The 16545-nt window shown below is 68.1% G+C and carries 14 protein-coding genes; 3 read left to right on the forward strand and 11 right to left on the reverse strand.

From position 1 onward, the window contains the following. Window positions 1-11: 11 nt before the first annotated feature. The 8 genes from AAY78_RS04450 to AAY78_RS19165 all read right to left on the reverse strand — a co-directional run bounded on the left by AAY78_RS04450 (window position 12) and on the right by AAY78_RS19165 (window position 8937). Window positions 12-824, reverse strand: coding sequence for a shikimate dehydrogenase family protein (locus AAY78_RS04450; RefSeq protein WP_046747150.1), 813 nt, complete (start codon window positions 822-824; stop codon window positions 12-14). A 4-nt stretch (window positions 825-828) separates the two neighbouring features. Beyond that, window positions 829-2340, reverse strand: coding sequence for an endolytic transglycosylase MltG (gene mltG, locus AAY78_RS04455; RefSeq protein WP_046747151.1), 1512 nt, complete (start codon window positions 2338-2340; stop codon window positions 829-831). A 2-nt stretch (window positions 2341-2342) separates the two neighbouring features. Next, window positions 2343-2816, reverse strand: a complete 474-nt coding sequence (ruvX, locus tag AAY78_RS04460; RefSeq protein ID WP_046747152.1) for a Holliday junction resolvase RuvX — start codon at window positions 2814-2816, stop codon at window positions 2343-2345. Further along, complete coding sequence (alaS, locus tag AAY78_RS04465; protein ID WP_046747153.1) at window positions 2813-5473, reverse strand: alanine--tRNA ligase; 2661 nt, start codon at window positions 5471-5473, stop codon at window positions 2813-2815. The genes ruvX and alaS overlap by 4 nt, the downstream gene beginning before the upstream one ends. Window positions 5474-5548: 75 nt before the next feature. Continuing rightward, entirely contained in the window at window positions 5549-5737 is a 189-nt protein-coding gene (locus AAY78_RS04470; RefSeq protein ID WP_046747154.1) for a hypothetical protein, read from the reverse strand. A 104-nt stretch (window positions 5738-5841) separates the two neighbouring features. Continuing rightward, window positions 5842-6471: a 30S ribosomal protein S4 gene (gene rpsD, locus AAY78_RS04475; protein WP_052748643.1), complete on the reverse strand. Its 630-nt coding sequence runs from the start codon at window positions 6469-6471 to the stop codon at window positions 5842-5844. 181 nt (window positions 6472-6652) lie between these two features. Further along, a complete protein-coding gene (locus tag AAY78_RS04480; RefSeq protein WP_082108568.1) occupies window positions 6653-8026 on the reverse strand; it encodes a replication-associated recombination protein A in 1374 nt (457 codons plus the stop codon). A gap of 50 nt (window positions 8027-8076) precedes the next feature. Further along, window positions 8077-8937, reverse strand: coding sequence for a CAP domain-containing protein (locus tag AAY78_RS19165; RefSeq protein WP_052748644.1), 861 nt, complete (start codon window positions 8935-8937; stop codon window positions 8077-8079). Between the two features lie 184 nt (window positions 8938-9121). Between AAY78_RS19165 and AAY78_RS04490 the strand changes: the two genes are divergently transcribed. Next, complete coding sequence (locus tag AAY78_RS04490) at window positions 9122-9430, forward strand: hypothetical protein (protein ID WP_046747155.1); 309 nt, start codon at window positions 9122-9124, stop codon at window positions 9428-9430. Window positions 9431-9458: 28 nt separating this feature from the next. Here the strand turns inward: AAY78_RS04490 and AAY78_RS04495 are convergent, their stop codons facing one another. Beyond that, window positions 9459-10121 (reverse strand): winged helix-turn-helix domain-containing protein, encoded by a 663-nt coding sequence (locus tag AAY78_RS04495; RefSeq protein WP_197077669.1) that lies wholly within the window; start codon window positions 10119-10121, stop codon window positions 9459-9461. 98 nt (window positions 10122-10219) lie between these two features. Continuing rightward, window positions 10220-12106: an NAD(P)/FAD-dependent oxidoreductase gene (locus AAY78_RS04500; protein ID WP_052748646.1), complete on the reverse strand. Its 1887-nt coding sequence runs from the start codon at window positions 12104-12106 to the stop codon at window positions 10220-10222. Window positions 12107-12320: 214 nt separating this feature from the next. On the opposite strand from AAY78_RS04500, the gene AAY78_RS04505 reads away from it, so the two are divergent. Then, window positions 12321-13673: a DUF349 domain-containing protein gene (locus AAY78_RS04505; RefSeq protein ID WP_197077670.1), complete on the forward strand. Its 1353-nt coding sequence runs from the start codon at window positions 12321-12323 to the stop codon at window positions 13671-13673. A gap of 64 nt (window positions 13674-13737) precedes the next feature. Next, entirely contained in the window at window positions 13738-14289 is a 552-nt protein-coding gene (locus tag AAY78_RS04510) for a type IV toxin-antitoxin system AbiEi family antitoxin (RefSeq protein ID WP_052748647.1), read from the forward strand. Here AAY78_RS04510 and AAY78_RS04515 read toward each other — a convergent pair. Further along, a complete protein-coding gene (locus AAY78_RS04515) occupies window positions 14276-16528 on the reverse strand; it encodes a RelA/SpoT family protein (protein WP_046747156.1) in 2253 nt (750 codons plus the stop codon). The two genes, AAY78_RS04510 and AAY78_RS04515, sit on opposite strands and share 14 nt — an antisense overlap. Window positions 16529-16545: the final 17 nt, after the last annotated feature.

Below are 16545 nucleotides of genomic sequence, written 5' to 3' on the forward strand. Positions count from 1 at the left end.
CGCCGACCGTCTCAGAGAGCGGCCCGCATGGCGGCGATCACCGAGTCCTCGTCCTGCAGCGCGATCGCCGGATCTCCGTTCCGGAAGATGCGGATCTGGCGCACGGCCTGGTGCAGCAGCATGCCGAGTCCGGAGACGGCACGGTCTCCGCCCCACAGCGCGGCGAGGGCAGATGGCCAGGGTGCGTACGCCACATCGAAGAGGACTCCGCCTGACGCGGCCAGTGCTGCGGCGACATCCGCGGAGAGCTCAGCGCCTCCGGGCAGCGTCGCCACGGTGAGGTCCACGTCAGTCAGCGGCGCGTCGAAGGAGTCGACGTCGACGATCACTCCGAGCCGTTCACCGAGTTCCACGAGTGCGGCAGCGGCTTCGGGGCGCCGCGCTCGGACGTCGACACGCACGGCGCCGAGCTCGGAGGCGGCGACGAGTGCGGACGACGCCGTGGCTCCCGCGCCGAGGATGCGCACCTGCCCCGCCTCGGGCACGTCGGCCTCGGTGAGAGCGTCGACGATGCCACCCACATCGGTGTTGAAACCGGCGAGATGCTCCCCCAACAGGAGCGTGTTCACCGCTCCTGTCAGCTCTGCGTGACGATCGACCGTCACCGCCGCACGGAACGCCGCCTCCTTCAGGGGCATGGTCAGCGAGAGGCCGCGCCACGTGTCGTCCAGCCCCGCGAGTGCCGGCTCGAACTCCTCAGCGGCGACTTGACGCCGGCCATAGACCCAGTCGAGTCCGAGCACGCGATATGCAGCGGCATGGAGCGCAGGCGACTTGGAATGCCCGATGGGATCGCCCCAAACCGCCAGACGAGACCGCGTCACCGGCTCAACAACCGGCGTCGGGGTTCGCCCGGCACCACTCGCGCCATTTCTCGATGCCCTGCTCGTGCTCGGCCATCGTCTCGGAGAACTGCGTCTCCCCCGTCGCCAGGTTGATCGTGACGAAGTACAGCCACGGGCCGTCGGCGGGCGCCATCGCGGCCTTGATGGCGGCATCGCTCGGGCTGGCGATGGGCGTGAGCGGCAGACCGGTGCGCACATAGGTGTTCCAGTCGTTGTCGTCCTCCAGAGCTTCCTTGGAGCTCGAGACGACCCCCTCATGCAGCGAGCCGTACCCGTACTGCGCCGTCGAGTCCATCTGCAGCTTCATGTCGATGTCGAGACGGTTCTGGATGACCCTCGACACCTTCGCGAAGTCGTCGAGCCGGCCTTCGCGCTGGATGATCGACGCGATCGTGAGGATCCGCTCCGCATCGGCGGCGGGCACGCCTGCCGCGTCGAGCGATTCCCGCGTGCGGTCCACCATGCGCTGGATCACCTGCGGCGCCGTGACTCCCGGGTCGAACTCGTACACCGCGGGGAACAGCCAGCCTTCCAGACTCGGTGCGTCCACTCCGTACGCCGAAGGATCCTGAACCGCCGCTTCGAAGTCGGCCAGCGGAAGACCGAGCGTCTCAGCCATACCGGGGAGCGACGAGACGATCGTCCCGCCCTCGGAGACGGAGACGGCGTTGGCCATCTTGTTGCCATCGTCCTTCAGCGCCGCAAGGGCGGCTTCTGCCGTCATCTTCTTCTGTAGGCGGTACACGCCCGGATAGAAGGTCACGGCGAGGTTCTCGTCGACGATGTAGTCGTAGAAGACGTCTTCGGTCTTCGTCACACCGGCTTCATAGAGGGCGGTGGACACGGGACCCCCGGTGTCCCCCTGCTTGATGGTGACGAGGGCTTCGCCGTTGGCCAGCCCGGGCTCCCAATCCTTCGACTCGCCCCACCCCATCGCATCACTGATCTTGTCGCCGTAGGTGTTCCACACCCACGCGCCGCCGGCGGCGATCCCGCCGAAGATCGCGAGAACGATCACGAGCGCGATCAAGCAGCCCTTCCGCCGCTTCTTCTTCTTGGGCTTCGCGTCGACGTTCTCATCGTGGGGGACGAAGAGGGCGTCGAGGCCACCGCCGATCGCGGGCCCCGCTGCATCGGCGACGGGAGCCGACGCCGGGACGGCCTCGGCTTGTGCCCGTGTCGTCGCGTCAGCCGCGTCAGCAGAGGCCCGCACCGGAATCGGAGACGGTGCCGACGCGTCCGCGCCGACGGCGTCATCGGCAGAGGCTCGCACCGGCGCGCTCGAAGGCTGCGCCGCCGGGCCGGCGGTGCCGCGGGCCGGTGTGGCCGTCCCCTCCCCCGAGGCCGCTTCCCTCGCGGCACGTCGCGATCCGGGAGCAGGCGCGCTGTCGTCTACGGTCGGAATCTGTCTCGTCGGTTCGGGCAGATTCTCGAACAGGTCCCCCAGCCGGGCATCGGTGTCGGGCTCGGGTGTGGCGCTGTCACGTTCAGACATCGTCAGGCGTGCTCCTCGTCAGGCGAGATGGTGGCACCGGCCGGGTTTCCGGTGCTCTTCTCCATGTCGATCGCCTGCTGCAGAAGCACCACGGCGGCGACCTGATCCACAATGCTACGAGACTTCTTCTGAGATCTCCCGGAACTGCGCAATGCCGCGTGGGCGGTCACGGTGCTCAGCCGTTCGTCCACGAGCCGCACCGGGAGCCCACTGCGCACCTGGAGCGCGGCCGCGAACTCGCGAGCATCCGTCGTCGAGGGGGTGTCCGTTCCCTGCATGTTCACTGGCAATCCGACGACGAACTCCAACAGGTCGTACTCCTGTGCGATCTGGACGATGCGGTCGATCGAGGCGTCATCTCGCGGCACGGTCTCCACCGGCACCGCGAGCATCCCGTCGGGATCGGAGCGCGCGACACCGACCCTCGCTCTTCCCACGTCGATGCCGAGACGCACTCCGCGACGGAACCCGCTCACGCGCTGTGCAGCTCCTGGGAGATGGCGTCGAGCGCCGCGGGGAGTGCGGCGACATCCGCTCCACCGCCCTGTGCGACGTCGTCTCGTCCGCCGCCGCCGCCGCCGAGCACGCCGGCTGCGCGCTTCGCCAGCGCACCGGCCTTCGCGCCGGCCGACCGCGCCGCCTCGTTGGTGGCGACGACCACGACCGGGCGTCCGTTGACCACGGCGCCCAGTGCCACGACAGCCGCCTCAGAACCGAGCCGATCACGGACACCGTTGACGAGATCGCGCACGTCATCTGCAGAAGCCACGTCACCGAGGTTCTGCGCAGCCAGGCGGAACTCTCCGACGCGCGTCGCAGCCTCGACGATCGACGGGACCTGACCCGCCCGCTCCTTCGCCTCGAACTGCGCGATGCGCTTCTCCGCCGCCTTGAGGCTCGCGGTCAGATCGGCGATACGCTCGGGCAGCTGCTCGCGAGGAGTCTTCAACGAACTGGTGAGCTGCGACACGATGGCACGCTCAGCGGCGAGCTCGCGGAAGGCATCGGCGCCGACGAGCGCCTCGATACGGCGGTTCGATGCCCCGACCGACGACTCGCCGACCAGGCTCACGAGTCCGATCTCGGCACTCGTGCTCACGTGCGTACCCGCGCACAGCTCGCGGGACCACGGGCCGCCGATGTCGACCATGCGCACCACGTCGCCGTACTTCTCGCCGAACAGGGCCATGGCCCCGGCTTCCTTGGCCTCGTCGAGCGAGACGATGCGCGTGGTCACTTCGAGCGAGTCCTGCACCGCGCGGTTCGTGATCTCCTCGATCTCGCTTCGGGTGTCTACCGAGAGCGCCTGCGACCACGCGAAGTCGAAGCGCATGTAGCCGGCGCGGTTCAACGATCCTGCCTGCGTCGCCGTCGGACCGAGCGTGTCGCGGAGCGCGGCATGCACGAGGTGCGTCGCCGAGTGCGCCTGGCGGGCGGCACGGCGGTTCGCGGCATCGACGACCGTGGTCGCGATGTCGTCGACGGCGACGCTTCCGCGCGTGACCTCGACGGTGTGGCTGATCAGACCGGGAACCGGCTTCTGCACATCCAGCACTTCGAGGACGTAGCCCGGGCCAACGATCGTGCCCTTGTCAGCGACCTGGCCGCCGGACTCTGCATACAGCGTCGTCTCGGCCAGCACGACCTCGGCGATCTGACCCTCGGCGGCGCTGCGCACCGGAACGCCGTCGACGAGGAGTCCGAGCACACGCGACTCGACCTCGAGCGCCGTGTACCCGTCGAATCCGGTCTCGCCCAGGGCGCGCAGTTCACGGTAGACCGACACATCGGCGAGCTGCCGCTTGCGGTTGCGGGCGTCGTCCTTGGCGCGCTGACGCTGCTCCTGCATGAGATTGTCGAAGGCGGCACGGTCGACGTCCAGCCCCGCCTCCTCGGCGACCTCGAGCGTGAGGTCGATGGGGAAACCGTAGGTGTCGTGCAGAAGGAACGCCTCCGGCCCGCTCAGCGTCTTCCCGCCGCCCTTCCTGGTCTCGTCGAGCGCGAGGTCGAGGATCGTGGAGCCGGCGACGAGGGTGCGACGGAACGTCTCCTCCTCGGCGAACGCCGACGCCGAGAGCACCGGCCAGTCCTTCTCGAGCTCGGGGTAGGTGGTCTTCATCACGTCGCGCGACGCGGCGAAGAGCTCGGGGAAGACCGGCTCGTCGACGCCGAGCAGCCGCATCGAACGGACCGTGCGGCGCATCAGACGGCGGAGGATGTATCCGCGCCCCTCGTTGGAGGGGCGGACTCCGTCGGAGAGGAGCATGAGCGAGGACCGGACGTGGTCGGCGACGACGCGGAACCGCACGTCGTCCTCATGCTGCACGCCATAGGGCCGTCCGGAGAGTTCGACGGCACGATCGAGCACGGGCCGCACCTGGTCGGACTCGTACATGTTGTCGACGCCCTGCTTGAGGAAGGCGACGCGCTCGAGGCCCATCCCGGTGTCGATGTTCTTCATCGGGAGCTCACCGACGATGTCGAACTCGGTCTTGCCGCGGATGTTCTCGATGAAGTCCTGCATGAACACGAGGTTCCAGATCTCCAGGAACCGCGAGTCGTCGACGGCGGGGCCGCCGTCCTTGCCGTAAGCGGGGCCACGATCGAAGAAGATCTCCGAGTCGGGGCCACCCGGGCCCGGCTGACCGGTGTTCCAGTAGTTGTCCGCGCGGCCGAGACGCTGGATGCGCTCGGGCTTGAGCCCGATGATGTCGCGCCAGATCGCTTCGGCCTCGTCATCGGTCTCGTAGACCGTGACCCAGAGGTCCTTCTCGTCGAAGCCGAGACCGCCGTCGGACTCCGCGCTGGTCAGCAGCTCCCAGGCGTAACGGATCGCGCCTTCCTTGAAGTAGTCGCCGAAGGACCAGTTGCCCAGCATCTGGAAGAACGTGCCGTGACGGGCGGTGCGGCCCACCTCTTCGATGTCGTTGGTGCGGATGCACTTCTGCACGTCCGCGATGCGCGGGTGCGGAGCGGGCACGACCCCGGTGAGATACGGGATCATCGGCACCATTCCGGCGACGGTGAACAGCAGGGAAGGGTCGTCGCTGACCAGAGAGGCGGAGGGGACGATGAGATGGTCGTTCTTCTCGAAGAAGTCGAGGTAACGCTGCGCGATTTCCGCAGTTTTCATAGGGGTGCCAGGTGTCCTAGGTCGCGTGGAGGGATGGTCGCGTTGAGCGATGCTGCGCGAGGCGCGCGGGAGGTGTCAGTTCTGTTCCGGCTCTGCGAGCCGAGCGTCTTCGGCGCGGTAGGCGTCGCCGATCAGGGAGGTGAAGCCGTTGATGCGGGCATCGACCTCGGCGAGGATGTCACGACCCCGCGGGTCCTTGTTCATGAAATGGGCCGCGACGAAGCCGCCGATCACTCCGATCAGGAACCACTGCAACTTCTTCATGACGCCATCCTTGCCTCTGAGCCGCGAAGGCGCGGTGATCCCATCGTATGCAAAAACGACGAGAGGCGTCGGGTTTCCCCGACGCCTCTCGTGTATGCGGTGTATCAGCGAGCCGCGTAGTACTCGACGACGAGCTGCACTTCGCAGGTCACGGGGACCTCAGCGCGCTTCGGGCGACGGACCAGACGTGCCTGGAGCTTGTCGAGCTCGACCTCGAGGTAGCCGGGAACGGGGGGCAGGACCTCGGCGTGACCGCCGGCTGCTGCCACCTGGAAGGGCTCGGTGCCCTCGCTCTTGGGCTTGACGTGGATGAGCTGACCCGGCTTCACGCGGAACGACGGGCGGTCGACGAGCTGGCCGTCGACCAGGATGTGACGGTGCACGACGAGCTGGCGAGCCTGTGCGGTGGTGCGGGCGAAGCCCGAACGCACGACGAGGGCGTCGAGACGCATCTCGAGAAGCTCGACCAGGTTCTCACCGGTCAGGCCGTCCTGACGACGAGCCTCGTTGAACGTGTTGCGCATCTGCTTCTCGCGGATGCCGTACTGCTCACGCAGGCGCTGCTTCTCACGCAGACGGACGGCGTAGTCGCTGTCTGCCTTGCGCTTGGTGCGGCCGTGCTCACCCGGAGCGTACGGGCGCTTCTCGAGGTAGCGGGCGGCCTTCGGGGTGAGTGCGACGCCGAGGGCGCGGCTGAGACGCACCTTGCGGCGGTCCTGGGACTTCGTGGTCACGAAGCGTTCCTTCCGATGACGCGGTCGCGGCTTTCGCGACTCGCGGACGTATCGTCCGCGTTCTGCCTTGGAGCGCACGCCGGGGCGCCAGCAAGGTGTGGTGTGAACGAGGAGATGCCCGAAAACTCGGTTTCGAGCCGCTCAAGTCTAACAGATCGTGTCTCTCGACCGGATCTGCGGGTCAGCGATCGCCGAGGATGCGACGGATGCGCTCGAGCCGGGAGCCGATGTCACGCTCCGCACCGAGGTTCTTCGGCTGGTAATAGCGTCGGCCGTCCAGCTCATCCGGCAGGTACTGCTGGGGCACGATCCCGAACTCGCTGTCGTGGGAGTAGACGTACCCGCGGCCGTGCCCGAGTCGCTTCGCGCCCGGATAGTGAGCGTCGCGCAGATGAAGCGGCACCCTGCCGAAACCTCCCGCACGGATGTCGGCGATCGCGGCGTCGATGCCCACATAGGCGGCGTTCGACTTGGCTGTGGTCGCCAGGTACACGGTCGCCTCCGCGAGTGGGATGCGCCCCTCCGGCATACCGATGAACGCCACGGCATCGGCAGCGGCGACGGCTATGACCATCGCCTGCGGGTCGGCGAGGCCCACGTCCTCCGACGCGGAGATGACGAGGCGCCTGGCGATGAACCGCGGATCCTCCCCCGCCTCGATCATGCGGGCCAAGTAGTGCAGCGCCGCATCGGGGTCGGATCCCCTGATCGACTTGATGAACGCACTGATGACGTCGTAGTGCTCATCTCCCTGACGGTCGTACCGCAGCAGCGCCTTGTCGACCGCCTGGGCGATGTCATCGGCAGAGACCTCGGGCGGCCCCGCACTCGCGTCCTCCTCGCCACCAGCACCGTCACCGGGCTCTCCTGTCGTGGCGTGCGACAGGGCCACGGCCGCACCGGCCTCCAACCCCGTGAGGGCGCGCCGAGCATCCCCCGATGCGAGTCTCAGGAGGGCGGATCGAGCTTCGTCGCTGAGCGTGACGGCTCCGTTGAGTCCCCTGGCATCGGTCACCGCACGGTCGACGAGCACGCCGATGTCCTCGTCGGTCAGTGGCTGCAGGGTCAGCAGCAGAGAGCGCGAGAGCAATGGTGAGATCACCGAGAAGGACGGATTCTCCGTGGTCGCGGCGATGAGGATCACCCACCCGTTCTCGACCCCGGGGAGCAGAGCGTCCTGCTGCGCCTTCGTGAAGCGGTGGATCTCGTCGAGGAAGAGGATGGTGGTCTGACCGTAGAGATCGCGTTGGTTCACCGCCTCCTGCATGACTTCGCGCACGTCCTTGACGCCGGCGGTGATGGCGGACAACTCGACGAAGCGTCGCCCCGACGAACGCGCGATGGCCTGTGCCAGCGTGGTCTTGCCGGTGCCCGGCGGCCCCCACAGGATGATCGATACGGCTCCCGGCGCTGCCGCCTTCGGATCAGCGAGGGCGACGATCGGCGAACCGGCCCGGAGCAGGTGACGCTGCCCGGCGACCTCGGCGAGGGAGGTTGGGCGCATGCGCACGGCGAGGGGCGTCTGCCCGGAGAGCAGCGGCGCGGAAGGGGTCACCCGCCAAGGCTACTCGGGGCGAGCGACATCGCCGTCTCAGGAAGTCGCCGTCACTGGAAGAGGTCGACGAACTCGAGCTGCCTCGCCTGCCCGGTCGTGCCGAGGGAGATCTGGTTGCCCGGCGCCGAGGAGACCACGCGCGGTTGCCACCCGATGCTCGACACGTGTCCTCGTCCGGACACCGTGTTGCCCGGACTCCACACCCGGAGAGCCTCCATTCGAAGCCCTCGACCGGTCGTCCCCGCCGTCACCTCGGTACCGGCACCCTGCGTGCAGACGGGTGTCATCCACCCGATGTTCTGCACATGGGCCTGAAGGCAGATGACCTTGCCGGTCTGCTGCCGCACCGCGACGGCTTCGAGACCCAGCCCCTGCCCCGTGGTGCCGCCTCCGGCGATCCATCCCCGCTGAGCGACGTGGCTGCGCACGGAGGCGTCCTGCCGCGAGACCGTCGGAGTGGGCGTCGATACCGGATACTTGGCGAACACCTGCGTGGCGTAGCCGTTGACGAGACCGATGCCGATCGTCGTGTAGTCGCCGAGGATGTTCGCACGGTGCCCCGGCGAGTTCATCCATGCGGCGACGACGGTCGCCGACGAATAGCCGGATGCGACGTTCTCGGCTGCCCTGCTCCAACCCCCGGGGATCTGGCTCGAGTACTGCGGGTTGTGGTACATCCGGCCTTCGCGGGACTGGGTCGCCGACCAGTTCTGCGCGACCGTCGTCACATCCCCGTCCAGCACCAGCGGCGCCAGTCCGTTGGCGGCCCGCGCGGCGTTCGTATCCGCGAGGATCCGTGCGACATCCGCGTTCGGCGGTGGGATCTCCGCCGCGCTCACCGGCGGCACGACGCCGAGTACGGCAGTCGCGCTGACGACGAGGGCCGCGACGAGGTTTCGGGTCCACCGCATGAGCGTTCTCCTTTTCGGACTGAGGCGATCAATAGCCTAAAAGTAGTCGGTCCATCACGGAATGACGAGCGTTCGCCGTTGAACCGTGCCGAACGGCCGAACGCAGCGCATCGGTGCGACGGGCCGACGACGCTAGGCTCTGAGGCGAGGTCGCACAGCGACACAGTGAGGGGAAACAGGGCAGATGGCAGCACGCGGGTCCAAGAATGCACAGCAGCGCACGCAAGCGGAACGCGCCCGCATCCATGCGGCCCGCAACGCCGTGCATGAAGGACTGATCCGGCGCCGCACCCGAGACAACGCGATCGGGATCATCGTCGGCGTCGTGATCGTGTCGGCGGCGATCGCGAGCCAGGTCGTGCACGCGCAGGTCACTGCCCCCGAACCCACGCCCACACCCACGGTCGCTCCGACCGGGACACCGGCCCCCAGCGAGACACCGGCTCCCACCGAGGAGCCCGTTCCCAGCGAGGAACCGGCGCCCACCGAGTAGCCTGCACACGCTCTCCTGACGAGCGCCCTCATCGGGGCTCGGCCACCGCCAGGCGATAGCCCCGCTTGACGACCGTCTGGATGAGATCGCCACGCCCCAGGGAGTCGCGCAATCGCCCGACGGCGACTTCGACCGCTCGATCGCTGCGATGGCCGCCGGGAAGCACCTGACCGAGCTCCGCGCGCGAGAGCACGCGGCCGCGGGCGAGGAACAGCGCTTCGATCAGTGCCACCGCTCCACCCGACAGGGGAACGAAGCCGTCGTCGAGAATGACGCCTCCGCTGCGAACCTCGAGGCGTCCAGCCACCGTGAGAGCGGATCCTGCCCCGCTCCGATAGTGCGCGAGGACGCTCTCCGCCAGCCCGGCCTGCGTCGACGGCTCGACGTGTCGAGCACGCAGCCCGATCGCCCGCAGTCGGGTGGCCTCCCGTTCCTCGACGGCGATGAGGAGCAGCCTTTCCGCCTCCGTCCGCCGCCGGTTGGCGTCGAGGGCGCCGGAACTCTCCGCCGCGTCGACCCACGCCGCCGTCGACGCCGTGAACAGCACAGCGTCAGCGCCGCCGGCACCTGCGCGGTGGACGGCGCGACACAGGGCGACCGGAGCCGGTGTCGTCACTCGAGGCGTGACGACACGCAGCAGCTCCGCCCCCGCTCGTTCCAGGACGCGACGCCAGCCGTCGTCGTTCGACACGCCCCTCCCGGCGGAGGGACCTCCGGCGGATCGCGCCTCGTCTGACACGATGATCCTGCATCCTGCGAGCACCGGGCGTGCCCCCGAACGCCCGGTCGTCATGCGGGGTTCTCCGCGCGCAGCGGCGAGGCGAGGTGCCGACCCATCGAGTGACCTCGATCGGCCCAGCCTGCGTCCATCGCTCTGACAGCGTTCCGTGCAGCATCGCTTGACGGCCTCGGATGCGGTGACACAGACTCGCCACTGGGGAGCGACTGCTCCTGGGCATCGCCCGAGCCCGTGCGCAGCGGGGACTCTTCGCACAGGATCCCGACCGCGCCCAGCCGTTCCCGCAACGCCGAACGCTGCCCCCGACGGACTCCCCGCAGCTCGATCCGCGAGTCGACGACCTGCAGCGACAGGCCGAGGTCCAGCGCGATGCAGCCGATGTCGACGAGCTGCTGCGGGCCGAACTCCCCTCCCCCCGCTGCGGAGAGGCTCACGCGACTGCCGGCAGACGCCGACCCGACCACACGACGTGCCCGCTCGCTGGAGGCGTCTTCCCCTTTCTGCGGCAACCGCTCGTCAGCCAGCTCCAAGAGCGCGCGAGCCACAGCCAGACTGCAGCGCGCACAGTCGGGCTCCCTTCCAAGACGCACCCCGAACTCGGTGAATGTGGTCAATCCTTCTGTGCGGATCACTTCCCGGAGTTCGCGCGACGACATCCCGATGTGGACGCAGGCCGGGATCGTCCCACCTTCGTCCGGAGCCGTACGCCCCAGTTCCTCGGCGACCTCGCCCCGTAGCCGTTCGCCGACGGCCCGCCGAAAGGCGACATGTCCGCTCGTATCGCCCACGAGGATGCCCCCGAGGAGAGTCTGCGCATCGTCGCTCAGGACCAGCTTGCGGTAGATACCGCCGCGACGGGAGAGCGTGACGACGTCGACCGCACCCGGAGAAGCCGCCCACGGCTCGCCGAAGCTCACGATGTCGACCCCGGCGATGGTGCGGTGGAGATAGGCTTCATGCCCCGTGAACCGCGTCGCTCCCCCGCACGCCCGCTCCGCTGCGACCTCCGCCGTGGAGTGCGCGCCCGCGGCGGAATCGACGGCACGGTCGTCGAAGCGGGCCGCTTCGCCGATCGCGACGATGTGTGGATCCGAAGTGACGCACCGATCGTCGATGATGACCCCGCCCTGCGCGTGCACACCGAGCCCCGCGTTGCGGGCGAGTTCGTCACGCGGACGCACGCCGACCGTGAACAGCACGACATCCGCCCGTTGGAAGGTCCCGTCCTGGAACTCGAGAGCAGTGACCGCACCCGAGTCGTCCGCGTCGAGCCGCGTCGTCCTCGTACGCGTGCGCACCGCGATGCCTCGATCTGCGAGAGCGGACTGCAGCACGCCGGCACCCACCTCATCCAACCGGTCGGGCAGCAAGCGATCCGCATACTGCACGATCGTGGTTGCGACCCCCGCCGCGTCCAGAGCGACCGCCGCTTCGAGCCCGCGTCGACCTCCCCCGATCACGACGCCGCGCAGCGGGCGCCCCAGGACGCCGGATCGCGCCTCGACGAAGGTCCGGATCGCTTCCGCGTCCTCGATCGAGTGCAGCACGAAGCACCCGGGAAGCCGAGCTCCCGATACGGCAACCTGCGAAGCGAACGAACCGGTGGCGAGCACCAGCGTGTCGTAGGAGTATGTGCGCCGGGAGCGCGTTCGCACGGTGCGGGCCGTGCGATCGATGCGCAGCACGCGGTCATCACGCACCAGCCGGACGCGGTCGTCACGGAAGACGGAGCGGTCCAGTTGGAGCTCTGCGGGATCGTCGCCGGTGAGGAGCCCCGCCACCTCGGACCTGTCGTACGGACCGTACCCCTCGTCTCCGATGACGGTGACCCGCGCGGCCGTTCCCGGGTCGCGGAGCAGCCGCTCGACGAATCGATGCGCCGCCATCCCCGCTCCGACGACGACGATCTCGCCCGGTAGGGATGTGGTGTCCTTCATACTGCTCCTGTCGACCGGATGACTGTCGTCCTGGCGACCCTAAGAGGGTCGTGTTTCCCGGAGATGACGAGCTGTGTGTCCTCCGTCGAAAGATCTCATCACAGAACGGTAACGATCCCGCGTGACGCCCGGGCCTCACCCGCGGCGCTTCGGCGTACTAGGCTGAGCCTCGTCCTTTCCGCCTCCCGCGGCCCGACCGCGCAAGGAGAATCACGTGTCTGCCAACGAGCCCACGAAGCCGACTCCCCCCATCCCCGGACCCCCCTCCGTGCCGATGCCCCGCAAGGCACCGACGCCGGCCGCCGTCGCGCCTGCCGCACCGGTGCCCGCCGCATCATCGACGTCGGCGGAATGGGGGCGCGTCACCGAGGACGGAACCGTCGAGGTCAAGGAGGGCGACGCCTGGCGCGTCGTCGGCCAGTACCCGGACGGTACGCCCGATGAGGCCCTCGCCTACTTCGTCCGCAAGTTCGACGACATCGCCTTCAAGGTGCATGCACTCGAACAGCGCCATCAGACCGGCGGCGCATCCGCGAGCGACCTCGCCAAGCAGGCGAAGCACCTGATCGACGAAGCCACCGATGCCGCCGCGGTCGGTGACCTTGCCGGTCTTCGCGATCGACTCAACGCTCTGACCTCGTCTCTCTCGGAGGCGACGGAACAGGAGGCGAAGCAGGCGAAGGAACTCGTCGACAAGGCGATCGCCGAGCGAACCGAACTCGTCGAGCGCGCCGAGGCGATCGCCGCACGTGACCTCAGCAAGGTGCAGTGGAAGCAGGTGACGGCTGAGCTCGGAGAGCTGTTCGACGCCTGGCAGGCGCAGCAGCAGAACGGGCCGCGCCTGTCGAAGGGGATCTCCCAGCAGCTCTGGAAGCGTTTCCGGGACGCGCGGGCCGTCGTGGACAAGCAGCGCCGCGCCTTCTACTCCGAGCTCGACGACGCTCACAAGGTCGCCCGCGACGCGAAGACCCGTCTCGTGGAGCGTGCGGAAGCCCTCGCCCCCCGCGGTACCGACGGCATCCCCGCCTACCGCAACCTCCTCGACGAGTGGAAGGCGTCCGGCCGCGCCGGACGAAAGGCCGATGACGCGCTGTGGGCGCGCTTCAAGGCCGCGGGCGACGCCCTCTATGCCGCCCGTGCCGAGCAGGCTGCCGCTGAAGAAGCGGATTCCGCTCCGAAGATAGAGGCACGCGAAGCACTCCTCGAAGAGGCGAAGGGTGTCGCAGACGAGCACAACATCAAGCGAGCTCGCGCGCTCCTGACCCGCATCCAGCGGCAGTGGGACGAGATCGGACGCATCTTCCCCCGGGACAAGGAGCGGGCGCTCGACGACAAGCTCCGCGCCATCGAACAGGGTCTCAAGGCCCGGGAAGATGTGGACTGGAAGAAGAACAACCCCGAGACCAAGGCGCGCGCGAACGACATGAGCTCCCAACTGCTGGAAGCCATCGAGAAGCTCGAGGCCGAGGTCGCCGCGGCGGAGAAGGCCGGCGACAAGAAGGCTGCCAAGGCCGCAGCGGATGCTCTGGAAGCACGCCGAGCCTGGCTGAGCGCACTCGGAAGCTGACCCGTTCTCCACAGGTCCCGCACGACGACGGACGAGGCGGGGTGCACTGCGTCAGACTGACGTGATGCACCCCGCCCTTCTGTACCTGCCCGGCGTTCGGCTGAGTGAGGCGGAGCTCAGCGCGGCACGGATCGACGGGCATGTGGTCGAGGTCGGGGACGCCTACGTCCCGGCGGACCTGATCGAGGGATCGGATGTCAGGGCGAGCGCTGTCGCATCGCTGGTGCGCGCAGGAACCGCGGCGTCAGGGCCGACGGCTGCGTGGATCCATGGCGCCGGCGATGGTCCACCGGGCGTGCATCATGTGCGACGGTGCGTCGAACGACGGATCCGTGCGACGACGAACTCACGACTCGTCTTCCACGACACCGTCGTCGCCACTTCCGATCTGGAGTCGATCGGCGGAATCCTCGTCACAACGCCGGTACGGACCATGCTCGATCTCGCCACGACGGTGCACCGCGATCCACGCGTGCTGACCTGGATGGACAGACTCGCGCTCGTGTCGCCCGACGTGCCGGAGGAGGCGTCCGCCATGCTGCGCCGAATGTCGCGCGTTCCTGGAAGCCGCGCGGGACGGGCCGTGCTGGACAGGCTCGCGGTCAAGAAGAGGTGACGCGATAGACGTCGTACACGGCGTCGATCCTGCGCACCGCGTTGAGCACGCGATCAAGGTGCACGGCATCACCCATCTCGAAGACGAATCGGCTCAGAGCGAGTCGCTCGTCCGTCGTGGTGACCGTCGCCGAGAGGATGTTGACATGGTGCTCGCTCAACACGCGGGTGACATCGGAGAGAAGCCCCGAACGGTCGAGAGCCTCGACCTGGATCTGCACCCTGAAGACGCTCTTGGTGGTGGGAGCCCAGGAGACCTCGACGAATCGGTCCTGTTCGGCACCCAGCGCCTTCACGTTGACGCAGTCCGCACGGTGGACCGAGACGCCGCTGCCACGGGTCACGAACCCGACGATCTGGTCGCCCGGAACCGGGGTGCAGCATTTCGCGAGCTTGACGAGGATGTCATTGGCGCCGCGCACCAGCACGCCGGAGTCACCCGACCGCGGCTCACGCGTCTGCACGCTGCCGGGAAGGTCGATGGCCCCCGTCGCTGGATCGTTCGCCGCGACGAGTGCGGTGACCTTCTCCAGCACGGATTGGGTCGAGACGTGCCCCTCGCCGACGGCCGCATAGAGCGCGGAGACGTCCTCGTAGTGCATGCCCCGTGCCACTTCCGTGAAGGAGTCATGGCTCATGAGTCGCTGCAGCGGCAGGTTCTGTCGACGCATCGCCCTCGCGATGGCCTCCTTGCCCTGCTCGATCGCCTCCTCGCGGCGCTCCTTCGTGAACCACCCGCGGATCTTGTTGCGGGCGCGCGTGCTCGCAACGAACCCGAGCCAGTCCTGGCTGGGTCCCGCGTCGGGGTTCTTCGAGGTAAACACCTCGACGACGTCACCGCTCTTGAGCTCGGACTCCAGAGGCACCAGGCGACCGTTGACCTTGGCGCCCATCGTGCGGTGGCCGATCTCGGTGTGCACGGCGTAGGCGAAGTCCACCGGGGTCGCGCCAGAGGGCAGCCCGATCACCCGGCCCTTCGGCGTGAAGACGTAGACCTCCTTCGCGCCGATCTCGAACCGGAGGGATTCCAGGAACTCTCCAGGATCGGCGGTCTCGGCCTGCCAGTCGGAGATGTGCGCGAGCCAGGCCATGTCGGTGTCGGACGCGCGGACCTCGGTCTTGCCGCCGCCGTTCATCCGCTCCTTGTACATCCAGTGCGCAGCGACGCCGTACTCGGCCTGCTGGTGCATCTCATGGGTGCGGATCTGGATCTCGACCGTGCGGCCGGCGGGGCCGATCACCGTGGTGTGCAGTGACTGGTAGAGGTTGAACTTGGGTGTGGCGATGTAGTCCTTGAAACGACCAGGCAGCGGAGTCCAGCGTGCGTGGATGGCGCCGAGCACCGCGTAGCAGTCGCGCACGGAGGACACCAGCACCCGGATGCCGATCAGGTCGTAGATGTCGTCGAACTCACGGCCGCGGATGACCATCTTCTGGTACACCGAGTAGAGCTGCTTGGGACGCCCGACGACCTTGCCACGGATGCGGAGATCTCGCAGGTCTTCGTCGATCTCCTCGACGACCTGGTTCAGGTACTTCTCGCGCTGCGGGGTGCGCTGCGCGATGAGGCTGTGGATCTCGTTGTAGATCTTCGGGTGCAGCACCGCGAAGGAGAGGTCCTCGAGCTCCGACTTGATCGCCTGGATTCCGAGGCGATTCGCCAACGGAGCGTAGATCTCCAGGGTCTCCTTGGCCTTCTTCGCCGCCTTCTCCGGCGGAACGAAACCCCAGGTGCGCGCGTTGTGGAGGCGGTCGGCGAGCTTGATCAGCAGCACTCGGATGTCCTTGGACATCGCGACGATCATCTTGCGGACGGTCTCGGCCTGCGCGCTCTCGCCGTACTTCACCTTGTCGAGCTTGGTGACGCCGTCGACGAGCATCGCGACCTCGTCGCCGAACTCGGCGGTGAGATCGGTCAGCGCGTACCCGGTGTCCTCGACGGTGTCGTGCAGCAGCGCTGCGGCGATCGCCCGCGGCCCGAGACCGAGTTCGGCGAGGATCTGGGCGACCGCGAGCGGGTGGGTGATGTACGGCTCACCGCTCTGGCGCTTCTGCCCCTCGTGCTTCTCCTTGGCGACCGCGTAGGCCCTCTCGATCACCGAGAAGTCGCCCTTGGGGTGGTTCGCCCGGACTGTGCGGATCAGATTGTCGAGGTCATTGATCCTCGACGCGCGGGAGAAGATGCGGGGAACCAGCCGTCGCAGACTCGAGCCCTGCGATGACGTCTGCGGTTCCGCCATCTACTCACCTCCTGATC

It is taken from the genome of Microbacterium sp. Ag1, assembly GCF_001005635.1.
GTDB classification, from domain to species: Bacteria; Actinomycetota; Actinomycetes; order Actinomycetales; family Microbacteriaceae; genus Microbacterium; species Microbacterium oxydans.